This is a genomic window from Nitrospina gracilis 3/211 (genome assembly GCF_000341545.2).
In the GTDB taxonomy this organism is placed as follows: domain Bacteria; phylum Nitrospinota; class Nitrospinia; order Nitrospinales; family Nitrospinaceae; genus Nitrospina; species Nitrospina gracilis.
The window spans coordinates 1357356-1378250 of record NZ_HG422173.1; the positions used below are offsets into that span (position 1 = coordinate 1357356).

A 20895-nucleotide genomic window follows, 5' to 3' on the forward strand; every position below is an offset into this window, starting at 1 on the left:
CTATCAGACGCCGATGGCGTCCTTGCCCCAGATCCATTTGTGCAGTTGTGTCTGGACGCGAACGGGAAGTCCGTCTTCCAGGACCCATTCGGTCAGGTCCTTCAAAGGCAGTTTGTCGTACACGGGTGAAAACAACACCTGCCCTTTTTGATCGATGTTGTATTTTTTCAGCGTGTCGCGGCTCCATTCGTAATCGGTACGGTCGGCGATGACGAACTTCACCTCGTCATGAGGTTGCAGACGGTCGAGATTGTCGTAGCGGTTCTGCATCACCTCGCCGCTCCCCGGACATTTTAGGTCGACGATCTTGATCACCGCCGCGGGGACGTGTTCGAGAGAAAGCGACCCACCGGTCTCCAGCATCACTGTGTAATCGCGGTCGAGGAGCGCCTGCATCAGTTCGTACACTTCGTCCTGCAGGAGCGGTTCGCCGCCGGTGATTTCCACCAGCGAAATCTTATGCGGGGTGAGCGCATGGATGATTTCGTCCAGGCTCATGGACTTGCCGCCGTAGAAGGAGTATTCCGTGTCGCACCACCGGCAACGCAGGTTGCATCCCGTCAACCGGACAAACAGGCACGGCAGGCCCGCACGGGTCGATTCCCCCTGCACGCTTTTGAAGATTTCGGTCACTTTCAACATAGGACGATTTTACCCCAACCCCCGGCCCGGTTCACGCCGAAAAACCGCGGAGAGAAGAGGCTCGTGCGGCGATGCCGCTTTGGGGTGGCGGGAGGTGGAAAATTTTCCTATCATTAAAAAACTTTCCTGCATTGCGAACTTTTGAACCGAAGGAACTCATGAAACCCGTTGTCACCGTCACCAATATCTTTTCTGAAACCGCGCTCGAACGGCTGCGCCAGCGTTGCCACGTTGTTTATAACGATTCAGGGGCATCGCTGCCCGTCGCCGAATTGAAACAGCGCGCCGCCGAGAGCGATGCCATGGTCACCTACCTGTCCGACCGCATCGACAGCGAAGTGCTGGGGGCTGGAAACAAATTGAAACTGGTCGCCAACTACGGTGCGGGTTTCAACAATATCGACGTCGCCCGCGCACGGCAGAACCAGATCTGGGTGACGAACACACCGGGGGTCCTGCACGAGACAACGGCAGACCTCACCTGGGCGTTGATGCTGGGCATTGCGCGCGCCATCGTGCCCGCTGACCGGTACACGCGGGAGGGCCATTTTACGGGTTGGCAGGCCAAGCTGTTTCTCGGTCATGATGTGTACGGCAAAACGCTGGGTGTGATCGGCTGCGGGGAAATAGGACGCGCTGTGGCGCGCCGTGCGTTGGGATTCGACATGAAGGTGCTGTACTGCCAGAGAAACCGCCTGCCGGAAGAGCAGGAGCAACGCCTGAACGCTGCATTCGTGCCCCTCGAGCAGCTGCTCAGGGAATCGGATTTTGTGACGCTCCATGTGCCGCTGACGGAGGAGACGCGGTACATGATCCGCGCTGAACAGATCGCCATGATGAAGCCGACGGCATACCTCATCAACACCGCGCGGGGCAAGGTGATGGATGACCGGGCCCTGGTGGAGGCGCTGAAGAAGGGAACGATTGCGGGCGCGGCCCTCGACGTGTTCGAGAACGAACCGGAACTCACCGAAGGCATGACGGAGCTCAACAACATCCTCATCCCGCCGCACATCGGCAGTGCCAGCCACGCCACGCGCGAAGTGATGGCGAACCTGGTGGTGGACAACGTGTTCGATGCGCTGGACGGCGCCACACCGCGTACGCTGGTGCCCGGCTGGAACGGCGGTTGAGCCTCAGCCGGATTTCACCACCAGCCCGCGTTTGACGAAACGGAAATCCAGAACCCGCGCGTTCTGTTTTTGCAATACCTCCTGAACGGCGTGTTTCTTCTGAGGTGGCACGAAAAACGCCACGCACCCGCCGCCGCCCGCTCCACACACCTTGGCAGCCAGCGCGCCTGCCCTGTCCGCGGCGCGGATCATCGTTTCCATTTCCCTGGTGCAGATGCCCGGCGCCAGGGCCTTCCGGGCCTTCCATTCCGCCGAGAACAGTTTGGCGAAGCGGCTCCAGTTTTTGTTTTTGAGGACCGACTCCATCTCGCGCGCGATATCTGCGATGCATTGCAGGTTGTTCCTGACCGAAGCCTTGCCGTTGATCGTTTCCTTGTACACCGTCCAGTTGTTGATGCCGGAGTTTCGGGGTTTGCCGGTGAAGCACAACACGAAACGCTGTGTGGCGTCCTCCGATTCAAAGTGGATTGGGTTCGACGCCAACCGGTCGAAATACGGTTGTACCGCCTGCAGGCCGCCGTACATGGCGGCGAAGTAGTCCTGTGTGCCTGCGGGCACGTTGATGACCTGCGTTTCTATGTTCTTGGCGATCTCGATCATTTGTTCGCGCCGGTATCCGCGCTGGGTGAAGCGGTTGAGCGCGCCGTTCAACGCAATATTGAGCGCGGAGGAGCCCCCGATACCGGAGCCCGCCGGTGCGGCGCAGTGCGTGACGATTTCCAGTCCCCGCCTGGGCGCGTAAAATTTCACAAGCCGCAGGATCAACTCCAGCGGATGCTTTTTGTCCGGCAGGCGGTCGAGACGGGCGAAGGTGGCGCGGCGGTTGAGGTCGCGCGATTCGATCACCAGTTTTCGGTCACGGCGTTGCCGGATCTCCACCCGCGCGTAAAGGTTGATGGCGGCGTTCAGGGTCGGTGGGTTGCCGAAGAACAGGTGCAGGGGCCACAGGTCCAGCGTGCCGCCTGAAAGGTCGATGCGTGTCGGAGCGGAACTTTCAATCATGCGTCGGCCGGGGAGGAGGGGCGGGGTGAATCAGAGTTCGTCCTTGTCGTCGGCGGTTCCCGCTTCCAGGTCTTTCACTTTTTTGTTCAGCTTGTTCATGAGCACGGGAAACGAGTCTTTCTTGATGATCTTGTTGAACTGCGACCGGTAGTTGCGGATGAGGCTCACGCCCTCGACGATGAAATCGTACACCTGCCAGTCACTGCCGTTCTGGATCAACTTGTAATCGACACCGATGACATCGTTTTTGCGTTTGATCTCGGTTTTCACCATGGCGTACTTGCCCTTGATGACCTCATCGACGTACAGGATCTCTTCGTTCTGATACGACTCGATTTTTTTGGCGTAGGAGTTTTCCAGAAGCTGGCCGAACAGATCGATGAAGTCTTTTCTATCCTGCGGGCTGAGGTCACGCCAGTTTCTGGCCAGCGAACGCTTGCCCATTTCGATGTAATCGAACTTGGGGTTGATGATGCCGCGTAATTTGGCGCGCCGCGCCTGCGGGTCGTTTTTGTACTTGTCGTCGGTGACAACGTTGATGACCCGGTCGATGGTGGATTTCAGCCCGTCGGTCACCGCAGAAGCCCATGCGCTGGAGACCAGGGTGAGGGTCAGTAGCAAGGTCAGGGCTCCATGAGACAGTTTGCAAACCAATGAATTTTTCATAAACGGATTCCGTGGAATTGGAATGATCAAACGTCGCCGAAAACCGCCTTGCTGATCAGGCTTTCGAGATCGAGGGCGGGTTCGGTTTCAAACAATACGCCTCCCGGCGGAACGGTTTCTTCCGAGCCCCCCATGGATAAGCTCAAAATCTTGTCGCCGATCAGGCCGCGGGTTTTCACCGACACGATGGTGTCTTCCGGCAAGGTGATGTCGTTGCGGATCTTGAGTTCCACCCGCGCCATGCCCTTGTGCAAACCAATGTTGCCGATGTTGCCGATGACCACGCCGGCGATTTCGATTTCACCATTCTGGCGCAGGCCGGACACGGTTTCAAAGTCGGCGAACACCGAGTAGTGGTCGGTGCCGAGGAGTTCTTTCTTGCCGAGCTTGAACGACAGCCATCCGAGGCTGAGGATGCCCGCGACCACGAACAGGCCCACGACGATTTCAATACGGCGGCTATTCATTAAAAGAAGTCTCCCGATTACCTTCCATTCGATTGTAAGGATACCCGATTTGAGCCGGGGTTGTCAGTTGTTAATTGATCTGAATGGGGCCGTCGAGATCCCCGTTCAAAAACTGCCGCACGGCGGCGTTCTCAGATTGTTTCATTTCCTCCGGTGTGCCCGTTTCGTGAATGACGCCGTCGAACAGCATGGCCACCCGGTCGACGAAGTCGAACACCTCCGGGATGTCGTGGCTCACCATGATCGCGGTGAAGCCGAACTGCCGCTGGGTGTCGAAGATCAACTGGTGGATGGCTTTTTTCATGATGGGGTCGAGGCCGGTGGTGGGTTCGTCGAACAGGATGATTTCCGGTTGCGTGACCAGCGCGCGGGCGAGTCCTACCCGTTTTTTCATACCGCCGCTGAGTTCCGCGGGAAACTTGTGGTTCATGCCGACGATGCCGACGTTGGCCAGGCCCTTCTCGACCCGTTCCCGGATCTCCGCTTCCTTCAACTTCGTTTTTTCGCGCAGGGGAAAGGCGACGTTGTCGTACACGCTCATCGAGTCCAAGAGCGCCGCATTCTGAAACAGCATCCCGAACTTTTTGCGCAGTTCGTTGAGGCGGTGTCCGTCGGCTTTCGTGATGTCATCGCCGTTCACCGTCACCGTGCCGGCATCCGGTTTGAGCAGGCCGATGATGTGTTTCAGCAGAACGCTCTTGCCGGTACCGCTCCGCCCAATGACGGCGGTGATCTGACCTTCCGGGATTTCTAGGTTCACCCCTCTCAGTACTTCCTGACTGCCGAATCGTTTTTGCAGGTTTTTGATTTGGATCATGGGCTCAGATCATGAAGGAAGTGATGACGTAATCCCAGACAAGGATATTGACGGAAGACAGCACCACCGCGTGTGTTGTGGCCTGGCTCACGCCCTCCGCGCCGTGGCCGCTGTAACGCTCGACGAAGTAGCCCTCGAAACAGCAGATCCACACCATGAGGAGCGCGAAGCAGATGGACTTGACGATGCCGCTGTACACGTCCTTCCACTCCACGCTGAGTTCCATGCCGCTGATGAACGACCCGGCGCTGACGTCGAACATGTGCACCCCAACCATATAACCGCCGAAAATGCCGACCACGTCGAAGATGGCGGTGAGCAGGGGGATGGCGATGAGCGCCGCGACGACCTTTGGCATGACCACGTACTTGAGCGGGCTGAGGGCCATGGTGTCCAGTGCGTCCAACTGTTCGGAGATGCGCATGATGCCGATTTCCGCGGCAATGGCACTGCCAGCCCTGCCCGTAACCATGAGCGCGGCAAGTACGGGACCCAGCTCGCGGATGATGGTCAACGCTACAGCGGAGCCAAGCAACCCTTCCGATCCGAATTTACGGAGCGAGTAATAGCCCTGCATGCCGAGCACCATGCCGGTGAAGACGGCAGTGAGAAGGATGACGAACAGGGATTTGACGCCGATGAAATTGGTCTGTTTGACCACCTCGCGTAACTTGAAAGGAGGACGGAGCGCCCAGCCGATTACCTGCACAAGAAAAATCAGCCGTACACCCAGTTTCTGGATGAAGTCGAGGGTGAAACGTCCTGTCGTTTGCAGAAGGATCATGATTGGGGTGTGCCGTCTCCAGGAACCGCGTTCCGGTTCCCGTCACTCGGAGGGATGCCTTGATTGCGGGTTGGGTGGTGATGCCGTCCGGCGGGGCGGCAGGTGGAACCCGGCGAATCCGCCAGAACCGTCACGTTGCGGTAAGCCGGTCCCCGGTTTATCCGGGGCCGGGTTTGTTTTTCTTCTGAACTTCCAGAGTCAGCAGGTGTTCCAACTGCTTCATTTCCGCTTCCGGAATCTTCGTGTGAAAGCTCAGGTAATTGTCGGCGTCCTGCTTCATCTGCCGTAAGATTTCCACGTATTTGCCGAAGTTGATGGACAGTTTTTCCATCACGTCGGACAGGCCGGTGCGCCCACCCTGAAGCGACTTCAGGCTGGCGGCGGCGGAAAAATAATAAGACCCGCCCTTGTCCATGTATGCCTCGCTGTCCCGGTACAGGTCGGAGCGGAACAGCCCCAGGTTCAGCAAAAGAAAGTCCGCGTTCACGCGAAACAGGGTGAAGCGGTTGGACTTGCTGTTGAGCGACACGGCGATGCGCCCCGCGTCGGAGTTGATATCGATGAGGTACTCGTTCAAGCAGGCGAGCGACCGGGGGTTGGCCAGTTCGGAAAGCGTCAGCGTGATGTACTGGTTGACGTCTTCCTCGTACATCAGGTCGTTGTCCTTGACTTCTTTCCAGTTGGCCTCCAGCCACTCGTCACTGCGCCCTTCAGTGAATATGGGGTCAAACCCCTCGTTGGACTCGTGCCCGGTTTTGATCCGGGCGCTCAGAAATTGGTGAGAGAAAAACGACTCGGTGGTGTCTTCCTCCCTCAGATCGACGTGTGTGAACTTGATCGGCATATCATCCACCCCCACAAATCGACAGGTCGTTCGGTTTTCACTTCAACAGGATCTTGTGAATCCATCCAACCCTTTTATTTTAATGCGCCGCCGGGTGGAAGCCAACGGTTATTCAAAAGAATTTGAAAAAATTGGGTCTGTGGGAAAACAAGCCAAGACTTTTTCCTTCCATAAGTAGGAATTTCAGTTCTTTTTGGATACAATGAGACCTTATTTCTTTCCCGAAAACCGAGTGTATGTGAAAGCGAGATTATCCGTTCTCATATAAGAATTTACCCCAGATTTGAGTTCCAATGATCCGTAACCGGCGTGTCGTATTCGTAGCTGTTTTCTGTTTGTGCGTGGCGGTGGGATTCTGGCTGATGTCGCGTTACCCCGCGCTCAGCAGTAAAGCCGCCATGTCCGGCACCGAGGCCTTCGAGGACAAGCTGTCCCATGAAGCGCACTTTCATGTTCCACCGGGAGCGGATCTGACGACGCGCATAATGTACACCACGCTCAACTGGTACGAGACGAACTGGAAGGGCATGAGTTTCGGCCTGGTGCTGGCGGGTGGATTTCTTGCCCTGTTGTCTTACCTTCCGAAAAAGCCTTCGCCCAACCGTTTTCGCAACAGCCTGCTTGGAATGATGGTGGGAACGCCGCTTGGGGTGTGCGTGAACTGCGTCGCGCCGATCGCCAAGGGAATCTACGACGCGGGAAGCCGGATGGAAACGGCGCTCGCGGTGATGTTCAGCTCGCCCACGTTGAACATCGTCGTGCTCACCATGTTGTTTTCTATTTTTCCGTTTTACATGGCGGTGTTGAAAGTCGGCGCCACGTTTCTTCTGGTGTTGCTCATTGTGCCGTTCATCTCCAAGAACGCGCCCATAAGAAAACGGAACGAAGAGAAGAAACCGAATCCGGTGTTCGACGCCTGCGATGTGGAGGTGGTGGAGAAGGAAAGCTGGGGCGAGGCGTTTGTGGGCGCGGTGAAGGATTTTTTTCGTTCCTTTAAGTACATTTTTGTGCGGACGTTCCCGCTGATGCTCCTCGCCGGGCTGATGGGAGCGGTGCTGAGCCATCTCATCACTCTCGACCGATTCATCGGCCTGCAACCGGACGTCCGCAACCTCAGCGTGCTGGCGGTGCTGGGCACGTTTCTGCCTCTGCCCATCGCGTTCGACATCATGCTCACGCAGGCGATGATGATGTCGAAACTGGCGGACGGATTCGTGATGACCCTGCTGTTCACGCTGGGGACGTTCAGCGTGTATTCGGCTATGGTGGTGTCGCGCACGTTCTCGACGTGGGTGGCGGTGAAGTTGTTCGTCATCGTCGCCGTGGTTGGCATGGGCGTCGGCCTGGCGGCGGACAAGTTTTCCTCCTACCGCCACATCCAATGGCTGGAACAATATGATGCGTTTGTCGCCAGCGCCCCCAAAGAACCGTTGGTGAAAGTTTCAGCCAACTTGAATACGGGAGGATCTCCGCCGGAGCGGATGGAGTACGTGCCTACCTCGCCGCGTTCCTCCGAATTGCTGTTTGAGGAAGATGGCCTGCGTGTCGCGTTCACGCCGCATGGCAAACGCAACCGCAACGAAACGGGGAAAATGTTCCGTTCGGTTCCAGGACCGGAGATGGGCATCACGTATTCCAATGAACTGACGCCGCGCAATTTCATCGACCCCTTTTATTTCGGCCGGGGCGTGGCTTCCGGCGACCTCAACCGCGACGGCTGGGTGGACGTGGTGGCGGCGACGGACAATGGTTTCGAGGCCTACCAGAATGTCGAAGGACGGCGGTTTGAAAAGCTGGATGTGCCGTTGGGCGAGATCGCGGGGAAAGAGGCCATCAGTGTGGCGGTGGTGGATTTGGACAACGATGGCTGGCTGGACGTGTTCGTCACCACGTTCCACGAAGGCAATTATCTGTGGCACAACCCCGGCAAGTCCGGAAAGACCCCCCAGGTGGTGCGCGTGCCCAACGGGGACACGGTGCTGACCAGCGCTCTGGCATTCGCCGATGTGAACGGTGATGGCTTTCTCGACATCGCCAACGGCAATTACCATCTCGGCATCCTCACCCGCACGCCCGTGACCAACGCGGCCAATCAACTGGTGCTGAACGACAACCTGGAATTTGAAGTGAAACCCCTGCCGGGCATTCCGGGCCAGACGCACACCGTGCTGTTCACCGACCTCAACGGGGATGCGGTGCAGGACCTCACGGTGGGCAACGACTACCGCGTGGCAGACACGTATTATTTCGGCGAAGGCGGCGGCGCGTTCCGCAAGATCAAAAGGCAGGATGGGGTCATCCCCATCACCACCGAAAACACGATGAGCATGGACACCGGTGACATCGACAACGATCTGGTGCCGGACCTGTACCTCGCCAACATCGGCATGAGCCGGGGCATCGATGTCGTGTCGAACATCTTCGGAACGTTCATGCAGGAACGCGGACGCACCTTCTGCGATGGAGGCACGCAGGTGCTGGCCCGCCGGGAGTGCGACACCCTGATGCAACTCGTCACCCTGCTCAATCCGGAAAAACAGGATATCCACGAACGGTGCAGTGTGCTCGGCAACCGGCGCGACATCGGCGACTGCATGGTGACGCGCATGGCGCTCCTCGCCACGCGCAACGACGATCCCGAACTCTGCGACCGGATTGATCCCGGCCACGTACTGGGGTACAAGATGTGCGATTTGTATTTTGAGGCAGACTGGAAACAGTACAACCGCGATGAAGAAATCCCTTTCCGCAGCATGTCCAACGTCATGCTGAAAGGAAATACGGACCACACGATGGAAGACGTGTCCGAGATGATGGGCGTGACCACGGCGGAATGGAGCTGGAACGCGCGCTGGGTGGACCTCGACAACGACGAGTGGCAGGATCTTTACGTGGTGAACGGCGTGTTGATCACGCAGGAGTACACGTCCAATAATTTCTTCCACAACCAGCAGGGAAAAACCTTTCTCCAGGCGGAGGAGGAGTTCGGACTGCAGGACTTCGACCACAGCTCCACCTACACCTACATCGATTTCGACCGCGACGGCGACCTGGACCTGGTGGTCAACACGCTGTACGGCCCATTCAAAATTTATATAAACGGCGAAAGCGAAAAGAGAAGTATCACCTTCCGTTTGCAGGACGGGCAAGGCAACCGCAACTGCATCGGTTGCCGCATCACCCTCCATTACGGGCCGGAAGGCGGCCGCCACCAGATGCGGGAAATCCGCGCCGGGGGCGGTTTTCACTCGTTTGACGCGGCGTTCGCGCATTTCGGCCTGGGCGCGCACGATTTCGTGAGCCGGGTGGGAATCCGCTGGAGCGACGGCACCACATCCACGATTTCCAGGCCTATGGCCGCCGGCGGGGAATACCTCATCTCCCGCAATTGAGTCCATCCGGGCAACCTTTCTCCATTTAATCCACACAAATCCCGTCCTCACGGGATACAATGGGAAGATTGTTGAAAAATCGGAACTCCAATTATGGCCGTTTACCAAAGAGCCTTGTGCTGGGTCCGGCGCGATCTGCGTCTTCGGGATCACACCGCGCTTACGGCTGCCACCCGTCAAGCCCGCGAGGTGATCGTGGTGTTTGTGTTCGACACCAACATCCTTCGCAAATTGGAAGACAAGGACGACCGGCGGGTCAACTTCATCCATCATTCCCTGAAAGAAATGCAGGCGCGGCTGGTTAAAAAAGGGGCCGACCTGCTGGTGTGCCACGGCGACCCGGTACTGGACATTCCCCGTCTTGCCCAGGAATTGAAAGTCGATGCGGTGTTCACCAACCGCGACTACGATCCTTACGCCAGAAAACGCGACCGCATCGTCGAACAGAAACTCAAGATCTGGGATGTGACGTTTCATTCTTATATGGATCAGGTCGTGTTCGAATATCCGGACATCGCAACGCGACAGGGGGAACCGTTCAAGGTATTCACCCCGTATAAAAATGCCTGGCTGGGGGCATTGCGTCCCGAACATGTGGCGGAGGAAAAGCCAAACCTGAAACGGCTGGCACCGGTAAAAGTTTTCAAGGAATGGATCGAGCCCTGGGACCTCGGATCCCTTGGTTTTAAAGAGAACGAGCTGTGGGTTCAACCGGGGGAGGAGGGTGCCCGCGCCGCCTGGAGAAAATTTCAGAAATACATCCACCGATATCACAAAGACCGCGACTTTCCCGCCTTGAAGCACGGAACATCAGGCCTTTCCGTGCACCTGCGTTTCGGCACCATCTCCATTCGGGAACTCGTGCGCAATGCCATGGGCAGAAAAAATGAGGGCGCGCGAACCTGGTTGTCGGAACTGATCTGGCGCGATTTTTACCAGACCATCCTCGACCGCTATTCCTATGTGGTTCGTGGCGCGTTCCGTCCCGAATACGACAGCATCCGTTGGCCGGGAAAAGAATCCCATTTCAAAAAATGGTGCGCGGGAGAGACGGGTTATCCATTGATCGATGCGGCGATGCGGCACTTCGCCCGCACCGGGTGGATGCACAACCGCCTGCGCATGGTGGTGGCATCGTTTCTGGTCAAGGACTTGCTCGTTGACTGGCGTAAGGGGGAAGCCTGGTTTGCAAGAAATCTGATCGATTTCGAACTCGCTTCCAACAATGGCGGCTGGCAGTGGTGCGCTTCCACCGGTTGCGACGCCCAGCCGTGGTTTCGCATCTTCAATCCTGTCACCCAATCCAAGAACTTCGACCCGGAAGGACGCTTCATCCGCGAAAACGTGCCGGAGCTGGCCGCGTTTTCCAACACCCACATTCACTGGCCACACGATGCGCCTGATTCCGAAAAGGAAAGAACCGGATGTCGCTTGGGTAAGGATTACCCGGACCCGATTGTGGACCATGCCCTCCAGCGAGAAAAGGCCCTCAAATTGTTTCAGGACGTCGCCCAGGCCGCCTTGACCCCGGCGGAAGAATCCTGACCTCATTTCTTCCATTCCCCTGGAATATCTCCACCTCCCCTATCTCTACGGTTTTTTCATCCCCGGTCATTTGTCTAAGTTTTTAACTGATTCTTTTTGAACAAGCCCACTGTAAACGTAAAAAATCCCAACTGCCTCCTTATTTTCAAAAATTATTAACTTAAAAATCAATAAGTTATAAATTAATTAGACAAATTTGTTATTTTTGTTTAAATAAATATTGACAATTCTTAATATTTGTATAAAATTGATATTAGACAATTAATGAAAACGCGTGAATTCGTCACGTCAGACCAACGGGATTTCAAATAAGGAGGTACGCAATGAAACGCTTCCACCAAATAAAAAAACAGCAGCCCTTTTTCTCTTCTTCTTTCCATGTCCGGCACCGCCTGGGCCTCTTCAGTGCACAATCATTCCATGGTTCCGGTGAAATGGGAATTTTCCAAAACCATTCAGGCCAAAATCGACCGCAGTTTTCAAGCCACGAAGTCTTTGGGAACGCTGGGTCTCTCCAAGTTCGAACAGCGAAAGTTCGATCATTATGGGATCAAGGTGAACAACCGTTTCAAAAGTCATTACAACGGGCACGTGCTGAACGTGGAGCGGACCACGATGGGTCTCCGCATCCTGAATATTGCTGACATGAGCCGCATCGCCGCAACCGAGACCATCCCGGTTCGTGAATTGGAAGGAATTGCCTTCATGATGAAGAATGCAAGAGAGAGCCATGCCGGACATGACCATGCCGTCCGTCACATCGAGTGGACTTTTTCCAACACCACCCACGAAAAAGTAATGGATCGTCTCAACAGCACATCCGGCCCGGCCTTCGTCGGACTGAGTGAGTTCGAGCATACTCTTCTGGATGAGTACGGCATTCGAATCGGGAATGCGTTTCAGGCGGACATCATGGACCTGCCCTACATGGCCATGCGCACTTCCGGTGGGTTGGTGGTGCACCGGAAACTGCAAGGGGGCGTGGTCGCCGAGCGTACGGTATCCAACAACGCGGACCGGTTCTGATCGGTCCGCAAGGCAGGGAAGCAAAACGAATTCAACCAATTTTGACAAGAGGAGTACAACCATGAATACGATTAGAAAAAGTTTCGCGATCATGATAATGTGCGCCCTGATTCTTGCCCCTGCGGTGAAAGCCCCCGCCAGCGAAACAAAAATCGGTGGTTACGAATGGATGCATGGACCCAATAGCACCGTGCTTCTCAAGCCCGGCTGGGTCACCAGCTGCCAGAATGATTTTGTGATTGAAAACGATTCAGAGACGGGAGCGACAGTGCGGGTTGATCTTGGTATCGAGAAGTTCAGCAACGATGCCATCACAGGCAACGGAAAGCGATTGTATTCGATTAGGGAAAGCCTGTCTTTTGCCAAGCAGCTGGGAAAAACAGTGTACATGGATGACGTTGCCCAGGTTCGTAACGAGAGCAAGGATTCAACCGTGCGGGTGCATTGTTGAGAAATAAGGAAGGAATCGGAAACATGAATGCCATGAGCGAAATTGCCCAATGGATACCGATCGGAGAACTGTCGCGGCTGACGGGAATCAGCACACACACCCTCCGCATCTGGGAAAAGAGGTACGGGACGCCTCAGGCGCACCGCCTTCCTTCGGGGCACCGCCGCTATCCGCGGGATGAAGTTCCTCGGCTGAGAGCGGTGGCGCAGGCATTGGATTCCGGGTTCCGTGCCGGACGAGTGGTGGGAGCTTCCCTGGAAGAACTGCAGGCCTTGCTAGGGGTCGGGCCTGGCAGGGCTTCCAGGGTTTCTCCGGTTGTGGAAGGTGCGGCGTCCGGGCAGGCAAGCAGGAACCTCATTGTCGAAAAATGGATTCGGGCCGTGCATCTTTATGACGAAGCGAGCCTCACCCAGAGTTTGCACGAAGAGTGGGGGCGGCAGGGTCCATTGTCATTCGTACTCGATTATGCGGGTCCTTTTCTGAAGCGTCTTGGTCAGGGATGGGCCATGGGAGAGCTTACGGTTTCTCAGGAACACTTCGCGTCGGAAAGGCTGTCGGATTTTCTTGCGGACAAATGGCGTACGCTCAATGACCGCAAGGAAGGGTCCATTGTGGTGCTCACCACCCTGCCCGGGGAGACACACCGACTGGGCCTGCTGATGTGCGCTGTCATCACCTCGCTCACCCGGTTCAAGATTCTGTATCTGGGAGCCGACACGCCTGTGCAGGATATAAAAGATGCCACTCGAAAATCCGGAGCCCTCCTTCTGGCTGTCAGCGTATCTTCATGGATGTCCAAAAGCGAAGTGGAATCCCAACTCACTGAGTTGAGAAAAGGATTGTTTCCAAGCGTGGAATTGATAGTTGGGGGAGCGGGCGCTCCAGAGGGCATGCCTGGGGTGCATCGATTTTCCCAGTTTGGTGAATACTTCGAGTGGCTGTCCGGAAAGACACCCTTTTCCTGATTCGTTCCCCCGGTGCTGTAAGAAGGTCCCCTCCCTTTCGGGGAAAAGCCATTAGACCTTTCCTGTGTTTTCTGCAAGAATAAATCAACGGGCCCTGCCGGGACGGTCTACTTCAAAAAATCACACCCTCCATACCCATGTTCTTGAACCGCTACCCAGGCTACAATTTTCTGACTATCCTGCTCGCCACCTTCAATCTGTTTCATATGGGCGTTGTTCTCGCGTCGTTGGTAACGGGGCTGATGAGCGGCATCCTTTGGGCAGCGGGAACACAGATGTGGGCCCTGGTGTTCCTGATCATTGCCACCTGCGGCCTTTCCCACCAGACCTTCTCCCGACTGGTTCATCTGTGCTCCATTCGCGGGCTGCGGCGTAAAGGAGATGTCCTTCAGGTGAAAAACCCGCGTACCGGAGAATGGTTGAACTGGGACCGGGTGCTTTCCTTTGAGAAAGCGAATTTTCCATCGTCCGGAGTAAGACGTTCCTACGCCAACTACCCGGGCATTCGTTTTGCCCTCAAACGCGACCCGGGGTCGGCAGAGGAATCATTGTTGGTAGCGGAAGACCGCTTTGGCTGGGGGATGGAGCCGGTGCGCGACCGGGTATTCGAGGACCTGCTTAAAAAATACCCTCAAAATGCAGTGGACGTATGACAAGAAACCCGGTCCCGGCCCTTGTTTTCAGGGCCGGGACGAAGGGGTTTCGCGGAAGGAATTCCCTTTTCACCCAGAAAAGCGGAGCACCGGTTATTTAAATACCGCCAGTTCATCTTTTTGAGGCTTGGGATTCTCCGGCAGTTGAATGCAGCGAAGCCGGATGTCAGATTTCGGCCCGAGATTGATAATGACTGCCTCATCCTTGTCTTTCGGGATATCATGGCCATGAAATTTTGCCGTCAGCAAGGTTCCAGGCAGGCTGAATGCGCGGCGTTCCTGAGGGTTCAGCAGTTCATCGACATAAACCTTGTGTCCCAGGACGACTTTGAGATCGGCTGTCTCTCCCGCCATGTTTTCCACGATGAAGTCCGTCTTGCAGCGTTGTGCTTCTCCCGGTTTGATCACCGTCATTTTGACTGTGGCCGGGGTGGTGCTGCTTTCCTGAGCCGCCGCCAGGCCGGGAACCAGCAGGCATGCGGCCATTAAGATTCCTGCAATCCAATTTGTTTTCGTATTCATAACCCAACTCCCTCCTGAGTGTGGTGGGTTGGTACATCCGCCCTGGCCCCTCTCCCTTTGCGGGCAACAGGTGGCATCCCATGTGTGCATACCCTTCAATATGTTCCCCCTTTGTGGTTTGGCAAGCATCGATTCCGAATCACCGGTTCCATGACAGGCAAACCGTGTCCGGAATTGAGACCGGCGGGGCCGGAAAGGCCGGAATCTGTACGAAATTTCATAAAAATCTGACAAATTTTGTCAGCCTTTGTTATGGCTTGCCGATAAAACTGGTGCCACTCCAGATTTTGAAATCCAAAAACTATTGAAAAATCATAAAAGTGAGTTGGGGCGTGCGGAAATGGGCGTGGTTTGGCACGAATCTGGAATAAACAGGGGGTAAAGGAAATCAATTTATAGATTACGGGTAAACCAGATTTCAAAAAGAAAACGGAGGAACCCCAAATGAAAAAAATCATCGCAACCATGATGATCGCGTTTTTCGTCAGTTTCCTTGGAATGACTGGCACGGCCCTGGCTCACAAGTCGGACAGGGGTGACGATGCTAACTGGAAATCCTTCAAGCATATGGTGGTGAAGGTGAAGGCCTGGGGAAAGAAAATGTGGAACGACGCCCCTGAAGAAAAGAAGGCCAAACATAAGAAAGCCTGGAAGCGGATGGCGAGCAATATGAAAGCCGCCAAGAGCAAAGCCTGTGACAAGGCCAGTGACATGGGCAAGTCCAAGGCGAACAAACTCCACTCCCGTCTGGCTACCTGCGAACCGGACAATACCGAACCGCCTCCGCCGGCTCCTACTCCGGAACCTGTGGAAGAACCGGCTCCGACAACGACGGAACCGGCTCCGACCACGACGGAACCCGAGCCTCAGCCTTCGGCAACCTGTGACGGTTCGGATCCGTTCAACCCGGCCTGCATGTAATTTCAGGTCACGAGCGGCACATAACCTGCCCGGCGCCCTTTATGGGTGCCGGGCTTTTTATTTTGGCCCGGCCTGCGGACCATCCCGTATAATGAAATTCCACTTGGAATGAAGCGGGAGACTCTCTATGAACTGGATCAAAAACGGAACCGGACTCATGGTGGCGCTGGTGTCATGGTGCTTTTTGGGATTGAGCGCCGGGCATGCGGAAATCGATCCTCAAAAGGAACGCGATATTCGCAAACTGCTCCGCGTCTCCGGAATTTACCAGCAACTGGACTATATGAAAGATGGGGTTCTGGATGCCTACGGGACCATGATCGCCTCTTCATACCCGAAAGTGCCGGATGCCTTCTGGAAAGAATATTACGGTCTCGTTGGCGACGAGGAGATGAAAGACCTCATCGATCGCGTGGTGCCTGTGTACGACAGTCATATGTCCCATGAAGTGATCAAAAAACTCATAGGCATGTTCGAAAATCCGTTCTGGGAGGAATGGAAGCAGAAGATGCCGATCATCAGCCGGGAAGCGGGCCTGGCCGGAAACGAATGGAGCCATGAACTGGTCAAGTCCGATGCATTCCGCAACCAGGTGGACGCGCTGATCGGGAAATACAAACTGGAGACCTTGAACTCAAATAAAACTCCGCCTCCAGCTTCGATGGAGTGAATTCTCCCGAAGGACCGTAATCCCTTATCATGGACACTTTCGTCAGGAGGAAACCATGAGGATCCCAACGGCCCGTAGAGTGCAGCTTCTTGTCATTGGGGTCGCCATGTTGTGTTCGGGCATAACTCCAATACTTGCCGGCCCGAAGTCTTCGGAAACCGATCCCACTCCGGACTGCCAGGAAATCATGTCCTTGAAGGTCGGCCCTTCTGAATCCGATTCCGCATCCTGCGAGCCGGAGACAGAACCCGATTCCAAAGGCGTGGAAGACCCAACGGATGCCAAGCCGGGGACAGAGGAAAAATCCGGTCAAAAAAACGAAACGCCCCGAAAACCGCTTCCCCAATGCTCGGACCCGCTTTTTGCCGAGGCCAACCCGGCGCTGTGTTTCTGATGGGGCAGGCACAGAGCCGTGAACCTCACCTCCTCCCCCCTTCCGCGTAGGTTGGAATCAGGAAGGGGATTTCAATTCTGCCATGACCGCGGACCTTCGCCGGGCCATTCGAAAATGGCGAACGAAAACACCTCATACGGCCCCACGTCGTCGTATAACTTCACCAGCCGCAATTCCGGATTTTCCGCCACAACCCGGTCCAGTGGAAACATCCTCAAACTGCCGACAAAGTAAAGCCTCCGGCCTTGCAATTCCTGAACCGGAACGACGCGCCGTTTCTTCGGCTGGTATTTGGATGCGACGGTAACGAACTCCTGCGCGCTCCTCAGCGAGCGGGGAAACGAGATCGGACGCCACGCTTCAAAGAGATCAATCCCCGGCTGGTCCTTGAGATACATATAGAGCGCGTCGCTCGGAATGCCCAGCTTGAACGTGGTGAATACGGCAATGGGTCCGTTGCGGCTCTCGTTCTTGAGAAAGTTGACCGCATCGTTGACGGCATAGGGTCCCTGGGGATACCTGACGTATTGCCAGTGGTCAAGTTCGGTCCAGGCTGCTTTTTCCGGTTCAATGAGGTAGTGCATGTTCCACTTCCACGCCGGAATCAGGCAGGCCACTCCCAGAGCAATGGCTGCCGTCCCCGCCACAACCGGAGAAAGCGGCTTCAGCGTTTCATGGACATACCGCATGAGAAAGCGCAGGCCTTCCGCAGTCAGGATTGAGAGCGGCGGCAGGGCCACCAGAAAATAGCGCGGATAGGCCACCTCGGCCAGAATCAGGAACACGGCCGTTGGCAGAAAAAACCACAGCAGGAGAAACGCAGCGATGCCGGGTTGGGCACGCAGACACACTCCCGTTCCCACTACCGCAAGGGTCATGATTGGTACCGTGATGTACAAAAGCCCCACTTCAAACAGTTCTCTCAGGTGGGGCAGGAGCCGGGGATGGTCGAAGGTGAGAACCGCAGTCAGAGTATCCAGTAAAGGAACCTTGTGATGCAGCACCTTGCTTGCATTGGAAAAGAGATAATCGGGTTCATGCAGGAGGAACGGAAGGACCAGGATCCCGAAAACCACACCGCTCACCGAAAACCGTTTCCAGAGTTCGAGGTTGCTTGGATGGTTGAACAAAAACACCGCCACCACGGGCAATGCAAGAAACATCAGTAACGGTGTTTTGGTGAGGAAACCCAGTCCCGCAAATGTCCCCAGCGCAAACGCCCAGCGCCATGAAGGCGCGTCGTCCCTGACCAGACGCAGCCCGGCATAAACCGTCCAGATGACGAAGGCCGCAAGCAGGGCATCGGTCAGGCCCAGCCGGTCATGGGTCAAAACCAGGGGCAGGGACAGGTAAATCAACGCCGCAAGCCCCGCCGTGTGGCGGGAGAAAAGGAGCGCACCGATCCGCCACAGCCCCGCCACAGCCAGCCCCCCGGCCACCATTGAAATCACTCTCGACGAGACGAGCAGGTCGTCGAACCAGCCCAGCGTGATTGCGTTCAGCCAGAAAAAGAAAGGCGGTTTGCCGTCCACCGCAGAGACGAACAGGGAAGCGGGGTCGTTCCGGATGATGTCGGCCCAGCGCAGGTAGATGGCTTCATCGAACACCATGGGAAGGCCCAGAAGGGAATACAGGCGGGTGGCGGCATAGAGCCCGATCAAAACGGCGGGTGCGCAAAATGGATGCGTGAAATAAGATTTCATACAACGGCTGGCAAGGATTCGGTGTGAACCTTTCAAAACAGGTTCGGGCAAATGAATCCAAATAGCAAATATTATCCTTGATGGAAAAACCGATCCCTGTCACGGCCACCGCGAACGGATAAAACCTCCACGGTGAAAGTCCCCCGCCCCGAAATCAATCCATGCTGAAAATGGTTTGTATAATCGGTTCTTAATTCGCGGATAAAAGCGAATCCCTCCTGCATGGATCCTCATCTAAATATTAAGTGCCAAGCGGTTTTCCGGGACCTATATTTAAGAGAAGTTTGTATGGGTTTACTTCCAACGGAGTCGCAACATGGACACAGCTTCCCGATTAGGCATCAAAAAGGTTTTTTCGGTGGAATTCGTGGTCGATTTCTTCGACCGCAGCCGTAACTTTTACATCGAGAAAATGGGCCTCGTGGAAACCCACCGGTCCACCCCTCAATGGGAAGAACGGTTCAAAAGCAAAGCCATCTATTTTTCCGCCAACGACGTGCGCCTCATGGTATCGACGCCCCTGTCGAACCACAGTTACACCGCGCAGTACCTCAAAATCCTGTGCCCCGGCATCCGCAACGTCACCCTGCAGGTGGAAGACCTCGACCGCGCCGTCGATTACCTGAAAGACCATCACGCCACCTTTGTGCATCCGGAAAAGGTTGTGGAAGCGGGCGACAGCCGCCACCGCTTCGTCACCATCGCCACGCCCATCGGGTTTCTGGAAATCACGTTTCTCGAAATCACGGGCAACGAGGAAGACATTCCCATGTTTGAGAAGGTGGCGCATCCCCCGGCGGAGCGGTCCCCCTTCAAGAATATCGACCACATGACGATCAACGCCCGCACGCTGTATCCGGTTTACAATTTTTTCGAGCATGTGCTCGACTTCAAAAAATTCTGGAGCGTGTCGTTCCACACGCCGGACACCCGGTCCGGGCGCAAGGGCACGGGACTGTCGTCGCAGGTCATGTACGACCCCGGTTCGCAGGTGAAGTTCGCCACCAACGAACCGCTGTACCCGCACTTCAACGAATCGCAGATCCAGACCTTCGTCGAGCGCAACCACGGCGCGGGCATCCAGCACATCGCGCTGGCGGTGGACAATCTTCTGGAAACGGTCGAGACGCTGAAAGGACGCGGAATCGAGTTTCTCGACACGCCGGATACCTACTACGACATGCTTCCGGAGCGCATCGCCAAACAGAACATTGGTAAAATCAGGGAAGAGATCAAGGACCTGAAAAAAGCCGGCATCCTGGTGGACGGCGAAAACGGCGATTACCTGCTCCAGATTTTCCTCAAGGATGCGTCCGGTCTCTACCATGAGGAAAACGCGGGTCCGTTTTTCTTCGAAATCATTCAGCGGTGCGGGCATCCCGGGTTCGGTGAGGGCAACTTCCGCGCCCTGTTCGAGGCCATCGAAATGCAGGAGTCGGTTTCATGAAGCTGTTGCGCTATGTGGCACCCGGACAGTCGCCTCACGACGGCCTGATCCATGAAGGCCACGTGTTCCCGTTGATCGGTATGAATACCGTGGAGGCACTCAGCGCCCTGCACGCAGGGGATTCGCTGTGGTCCAGAATTGTCGAACAACCGGGGCTGCCGCTGGAGGTGGTCACGCTCCTGCCGCCGGTGGAAAAACCCGGGGCGTTCATGGATTTCTACACGTTCGAACAGCACGTCAAGACCGCCCGGAGCAAGCGCGGTCTTGAGATGGCGCCGGAATGGTACCAGTACCCGGTGTGGTACAACGGCTCCCCGCGCTGTTTCAGCGGGCACAACACCACCGTCACCTTCCCCGCCGGCGAGGAGAAAAAGGATTTCGAGCTGGAACTGGGCGTGGTCCTCAAAAAGGAATGCCGCGGCGTGTCGGAGAAGGAGGCCACCGACTGCATCGGCGCGTACACCATCGTCAACGATTTTTCCGCGCGTGCGTTGCAGGCCGAGGTCATGAAAGTCGGGCTCGGCCCGGCGAAGGGAAAGGACTTCAACACCGGCCTCGGCCCGTGGATGGTGACGCCGGACGAAATCCCCGACCCGCGCAACCTCACCATGCGTGCCTGGGTGAACGGGGAATTGCTGACGGAAGCCAATAGCGGCTCGTCACACTTCACGTTTGAACAGGCCATTGCCTTTGCCTGCGAGTACCAGACGCTGTACCCCGGCGACGTGCTGGCCAGCGGCACCGTAGGCGGCGGATGCGGCCTGGAACTCGACCGTTTTCTGAACAGCGGTGACGTGGTCGAACTCGAAATCGAACACATAGGGAGGCTGACCCACAAGGTCGGTTGAAAC

Annotated in this window: 21 protein-coding genes; 12 read left to right on the forward strand and 9 right to left on the reverse strand. The window is 56.0% G+C overall.

Translation table 11 applies throughout. From position 1 onward, the window contains the following. Positions 1-3: 3 nt before the first annotated feature. Positions 4-642, reverse strand: coding sequence for a radical SAM protein (locus TX82_RS06530; RefSeq protein ID WP_005008375.1), 639 nt, complete (start codon positions 640-642; stop codon positions 4-6). Between the two features lie 158 nt (positions 643-800). On the opposite strand from TX82_RS06530, the gene TX82_RS06535 reads away from it, so the two are divergent. Continuing rightward, a complete protein-coding gene (locus tag TX82_RS06535; protein WP_005008378.1) occupies positions 801-1775 on the forward strand; it encodes a 2-hydroxyacid dehydrogenase in 975 nt (324 codons plus the stop codon). Between the two features lie 3 nt (positions 1776-1778). Here the strand turns inward: TX82_RS06535 and TX82_RS06540 are convergent, their stop codons facing one another. From TX82_RS06540 to TX82_RS06565, 6 genes are all read right to left on the reverse strand, one after another. Further along, positions 1779-2777 (reverse strand): GHMP family kinase ATP-binding protein, encoded by a 999-nt coding sequence (locus TX82_RS06540; RefSeq protein WP_005008382.1) that lies wholly within the window; start codon positions 2775-2777, stop codon positions 1779-1781. Positions 2778-2807: 30 nt separating this feature from the next. After that, entirely contained in the window at positions 2808-3443 is a 636-nt protein-coding gene (locus TX82_RS06545; RefSeq protein ID WP_005008384.1) for an MlaC/ttg2D family ABC transporter substrate-binding protein, read from the reverse strand. A gap of 26 nt (positions 3444-3469) precedes the next feature. Next, positions 3470-3910 carry an outer membrane lipid asymmetry maintenance protein MlaD gene (gene mlaD, locus TX82_RS06550; RefSeq protein ID WP_005008387.1) on the reverse strand — a complete coding sequence of 147 codons (441 nt, stop codon included), beginning with the start codon at positions 3908-3910 and terminating at the stop codon, positions 3470-3472. 70 nt (positions 3911-3980) lie between these two features. Then, on the reverse strand, positions 3981-4727 hold the full coding sequence (locus tag TX82_RS06555; RefSeq protein ID WP_005008392.1) for an ABC transporter ATP-binding protein: 747 nt from the start codon (positions 4725-4727) through the stop codon (positions 3981-3983). A 4-nt stretch (positions 4728-4731) separates the two neighbouring features. After that, entirely contained in the window at positions 4732-5511 is a 780-nt protein-coding gene (locus tag TX82_RS06560) for an MlaE family ABC transporter permease (RefSeq protein WP_005008394.1), read from the reverse strand. Between the two features lie 157 nt (positions 5512-5668). Next, a complete protein-coding gene (locus tag TX82_RS06565; protein WP_005008397.1) occupies positions 5669-6355 on the reverse strand; it encodes a hypothetical protein in 687 nt (228 codons plus the stop codon). Positions 6356-6648: 293 nt separating this feature from the next. Here TX82_RS06565 and TX82_RS06570 point away from each other — a divergent pair, with 293 nt between their 5' ends. From TX82_RS06570 to TX82_RS06595, 6 genes are all read left to right on the forward strand, one after another. After that, positions 6649-9747: an FG-GAP-like repeat-containing protein gene (locus tag TX82_RS06570; RefSeq protein ID WP_005008399.1), complete on the forward strand. Its 3099-nt coding sequence runs from the start codon at positions 6649-6651 to the stop codon at positions 9745-9747. 93 nt (positions 9748-9840) lie between these two features. Continuing rightward, entirely contained in the window at positions 9841-11292 is a 1452-nt protein-coding gene (locus tag TX82_RS06575) for a cryptochrome/photolyase family protein (RefSeq protein ID WP_005008400.1), read from the forward strand. Between the two features lie 420 nt (positions 11293-11712). After that, positions 11713-12318: a hypothetical protein gene (locus tag TX82_RS06580; RefSeq protein ID WP_042250704.1), complete on the forward strand. Its 606-nt coding sequence runs from the start codon at positions 11713-11715 to the stop codon at positions 12316-12318. 61 nt (positions 12319-12379) lie between these two features. Continuing rightward, positions 12380-12769: a hypothetical protein gene (locus TX82_RS06585; protein ID WP_005008406.1), complete on the forward strand. Its 390-nt coding sequence runs from the start codon at positions 12380-12382 to the stop codon at positions 12767-12769. Between the two features lie 32 nt (positions 12770-12801). Beyond that, a complete protein-coding gene (locus TX82_RS06590; RefSeq protein ID WP_187291925.1) occupies positions 12802-13734 on the forward strand; it encodes a MerR family transcriptional regulator in 933 nt (310 codons plus the stop codon). Between the two features lie 143 nt (positions 13735-13877). Next, on the forward strand, positions 13878-14387 hold the full coding sequence (locus TX82_RS06595) for a hypothetical protein (protein WP_144079109.1): 510 nt from the start codon (positions 13878-13880) through the stop codon (positions 14385-14387). Positions 14388-14480: 93 nt separating this feature from the next. Here the strand turns inward: TX82_RS06595 and TX82_RS06600 are convergent, their stop codons facing one another. Beyond that, positions 14481-14909 (reverse strand): hypothetical protein, encoded by a 429-nt coding sequence (locus tag TX82_RS06600; RefSeq protein WP_005008411.1) that lies wholly within the window; start codon positions 14907-14909, stop codon positions 14481-14483. Between the two features lie 444 nt (positions 14910-15353). On the opposite strand from TX82_RS06600, the gene TX82_RS06605 reads away from it, so the two are divergent. The 3 genes from TX82_RS06605 (at position 15354) to TX82_RS16215 (ending at position 16894) form a co-directional block, all read left to right on the forward strand. Continuing rightward, positions 15354-15830 (forward strand): hypothetical protein, encoded by a 477-nt coding sequence (locus tag TX82_RS06605; protein WP_005008413.1) that lies wholly within the window; start codon positions 15354-15356, stop codon positions 15828-15830. Positions 15831-15957: 127 nt separating this feature from the next. Then, positions 15958-16500: a DUF2059 domain-containing protein gene (locus TX82_RS06610; RefSeq protein ID WP_005008415.1), complete on the forward strand. Its 543-nt coding sequence runs from the start codon at positions 15958-15960 to the stop codon at positions 16498-16500. Between the two features lie 187 nt (positions 16501-16687). Further along, positions 16688-16894 (forward strand): hypothetical protein, encoded by a 207-nt coding sequence (locus tag TX82_RS16215; RefSeq protein ID WP_042250712.1) that lies wholly within the window; start codon positions 16688-16690, stop codon positions 16892-16894. Between the two features lie 71 nt (positions 16895-16965). Here TX82_RS16215 and TX82_RS06620 read toward each other — a convergent pair whose 3' ends face one another. Beyond that, positions 16966-18597 carry an ArnT family glycosyltransferase gene (locus TX82_RS06620; RefSeq protein ID WP_005008419.1) on the reverse strand — a complete coding sequence of 544 codons (1632 nt, stop codon included), beginning with the start codon at positions 18595-18597 and terminating at the stop codon, positions 16966-16968. Positions 18598-18913: 316 nt separating this feature from the next. On the opposite strand from TX82_RS06620, the gene TX82_RS06625 reads away from it, so the two are divergent. Both TX82_RS06625 and TX82_RS06630 read left to right on the forward strand, forming a co-directional pair. Continuing rightward, on the forward strand, positions 18914-20044 hold the full coding sequence (locus tag TX82_RS06625) for a VOC family protein (protein ID WP_005008420.1): 1131 nt from the start codon (positions 18914-18916) through the stop codon (positions 20042-20044). Further along, the gene (locus TX82_RS06630) at positions 20041-20892 is read left to right on the forward strand and encodes a fumarylacetoacetate hydrolase family protein (protein WP_005008421.1); all 852 of its coding nucleotides are present in this window, start codon (positions 20041-20043) and stop codon (positions 20890-20892) included. Before TX82_RS06625 ends, TX82_RS06630 begins: the two co-directional genes overlap by 4 nt. The last annotated feature ends 3 nt before the right edge of the window (positions 20893-20895 follow it).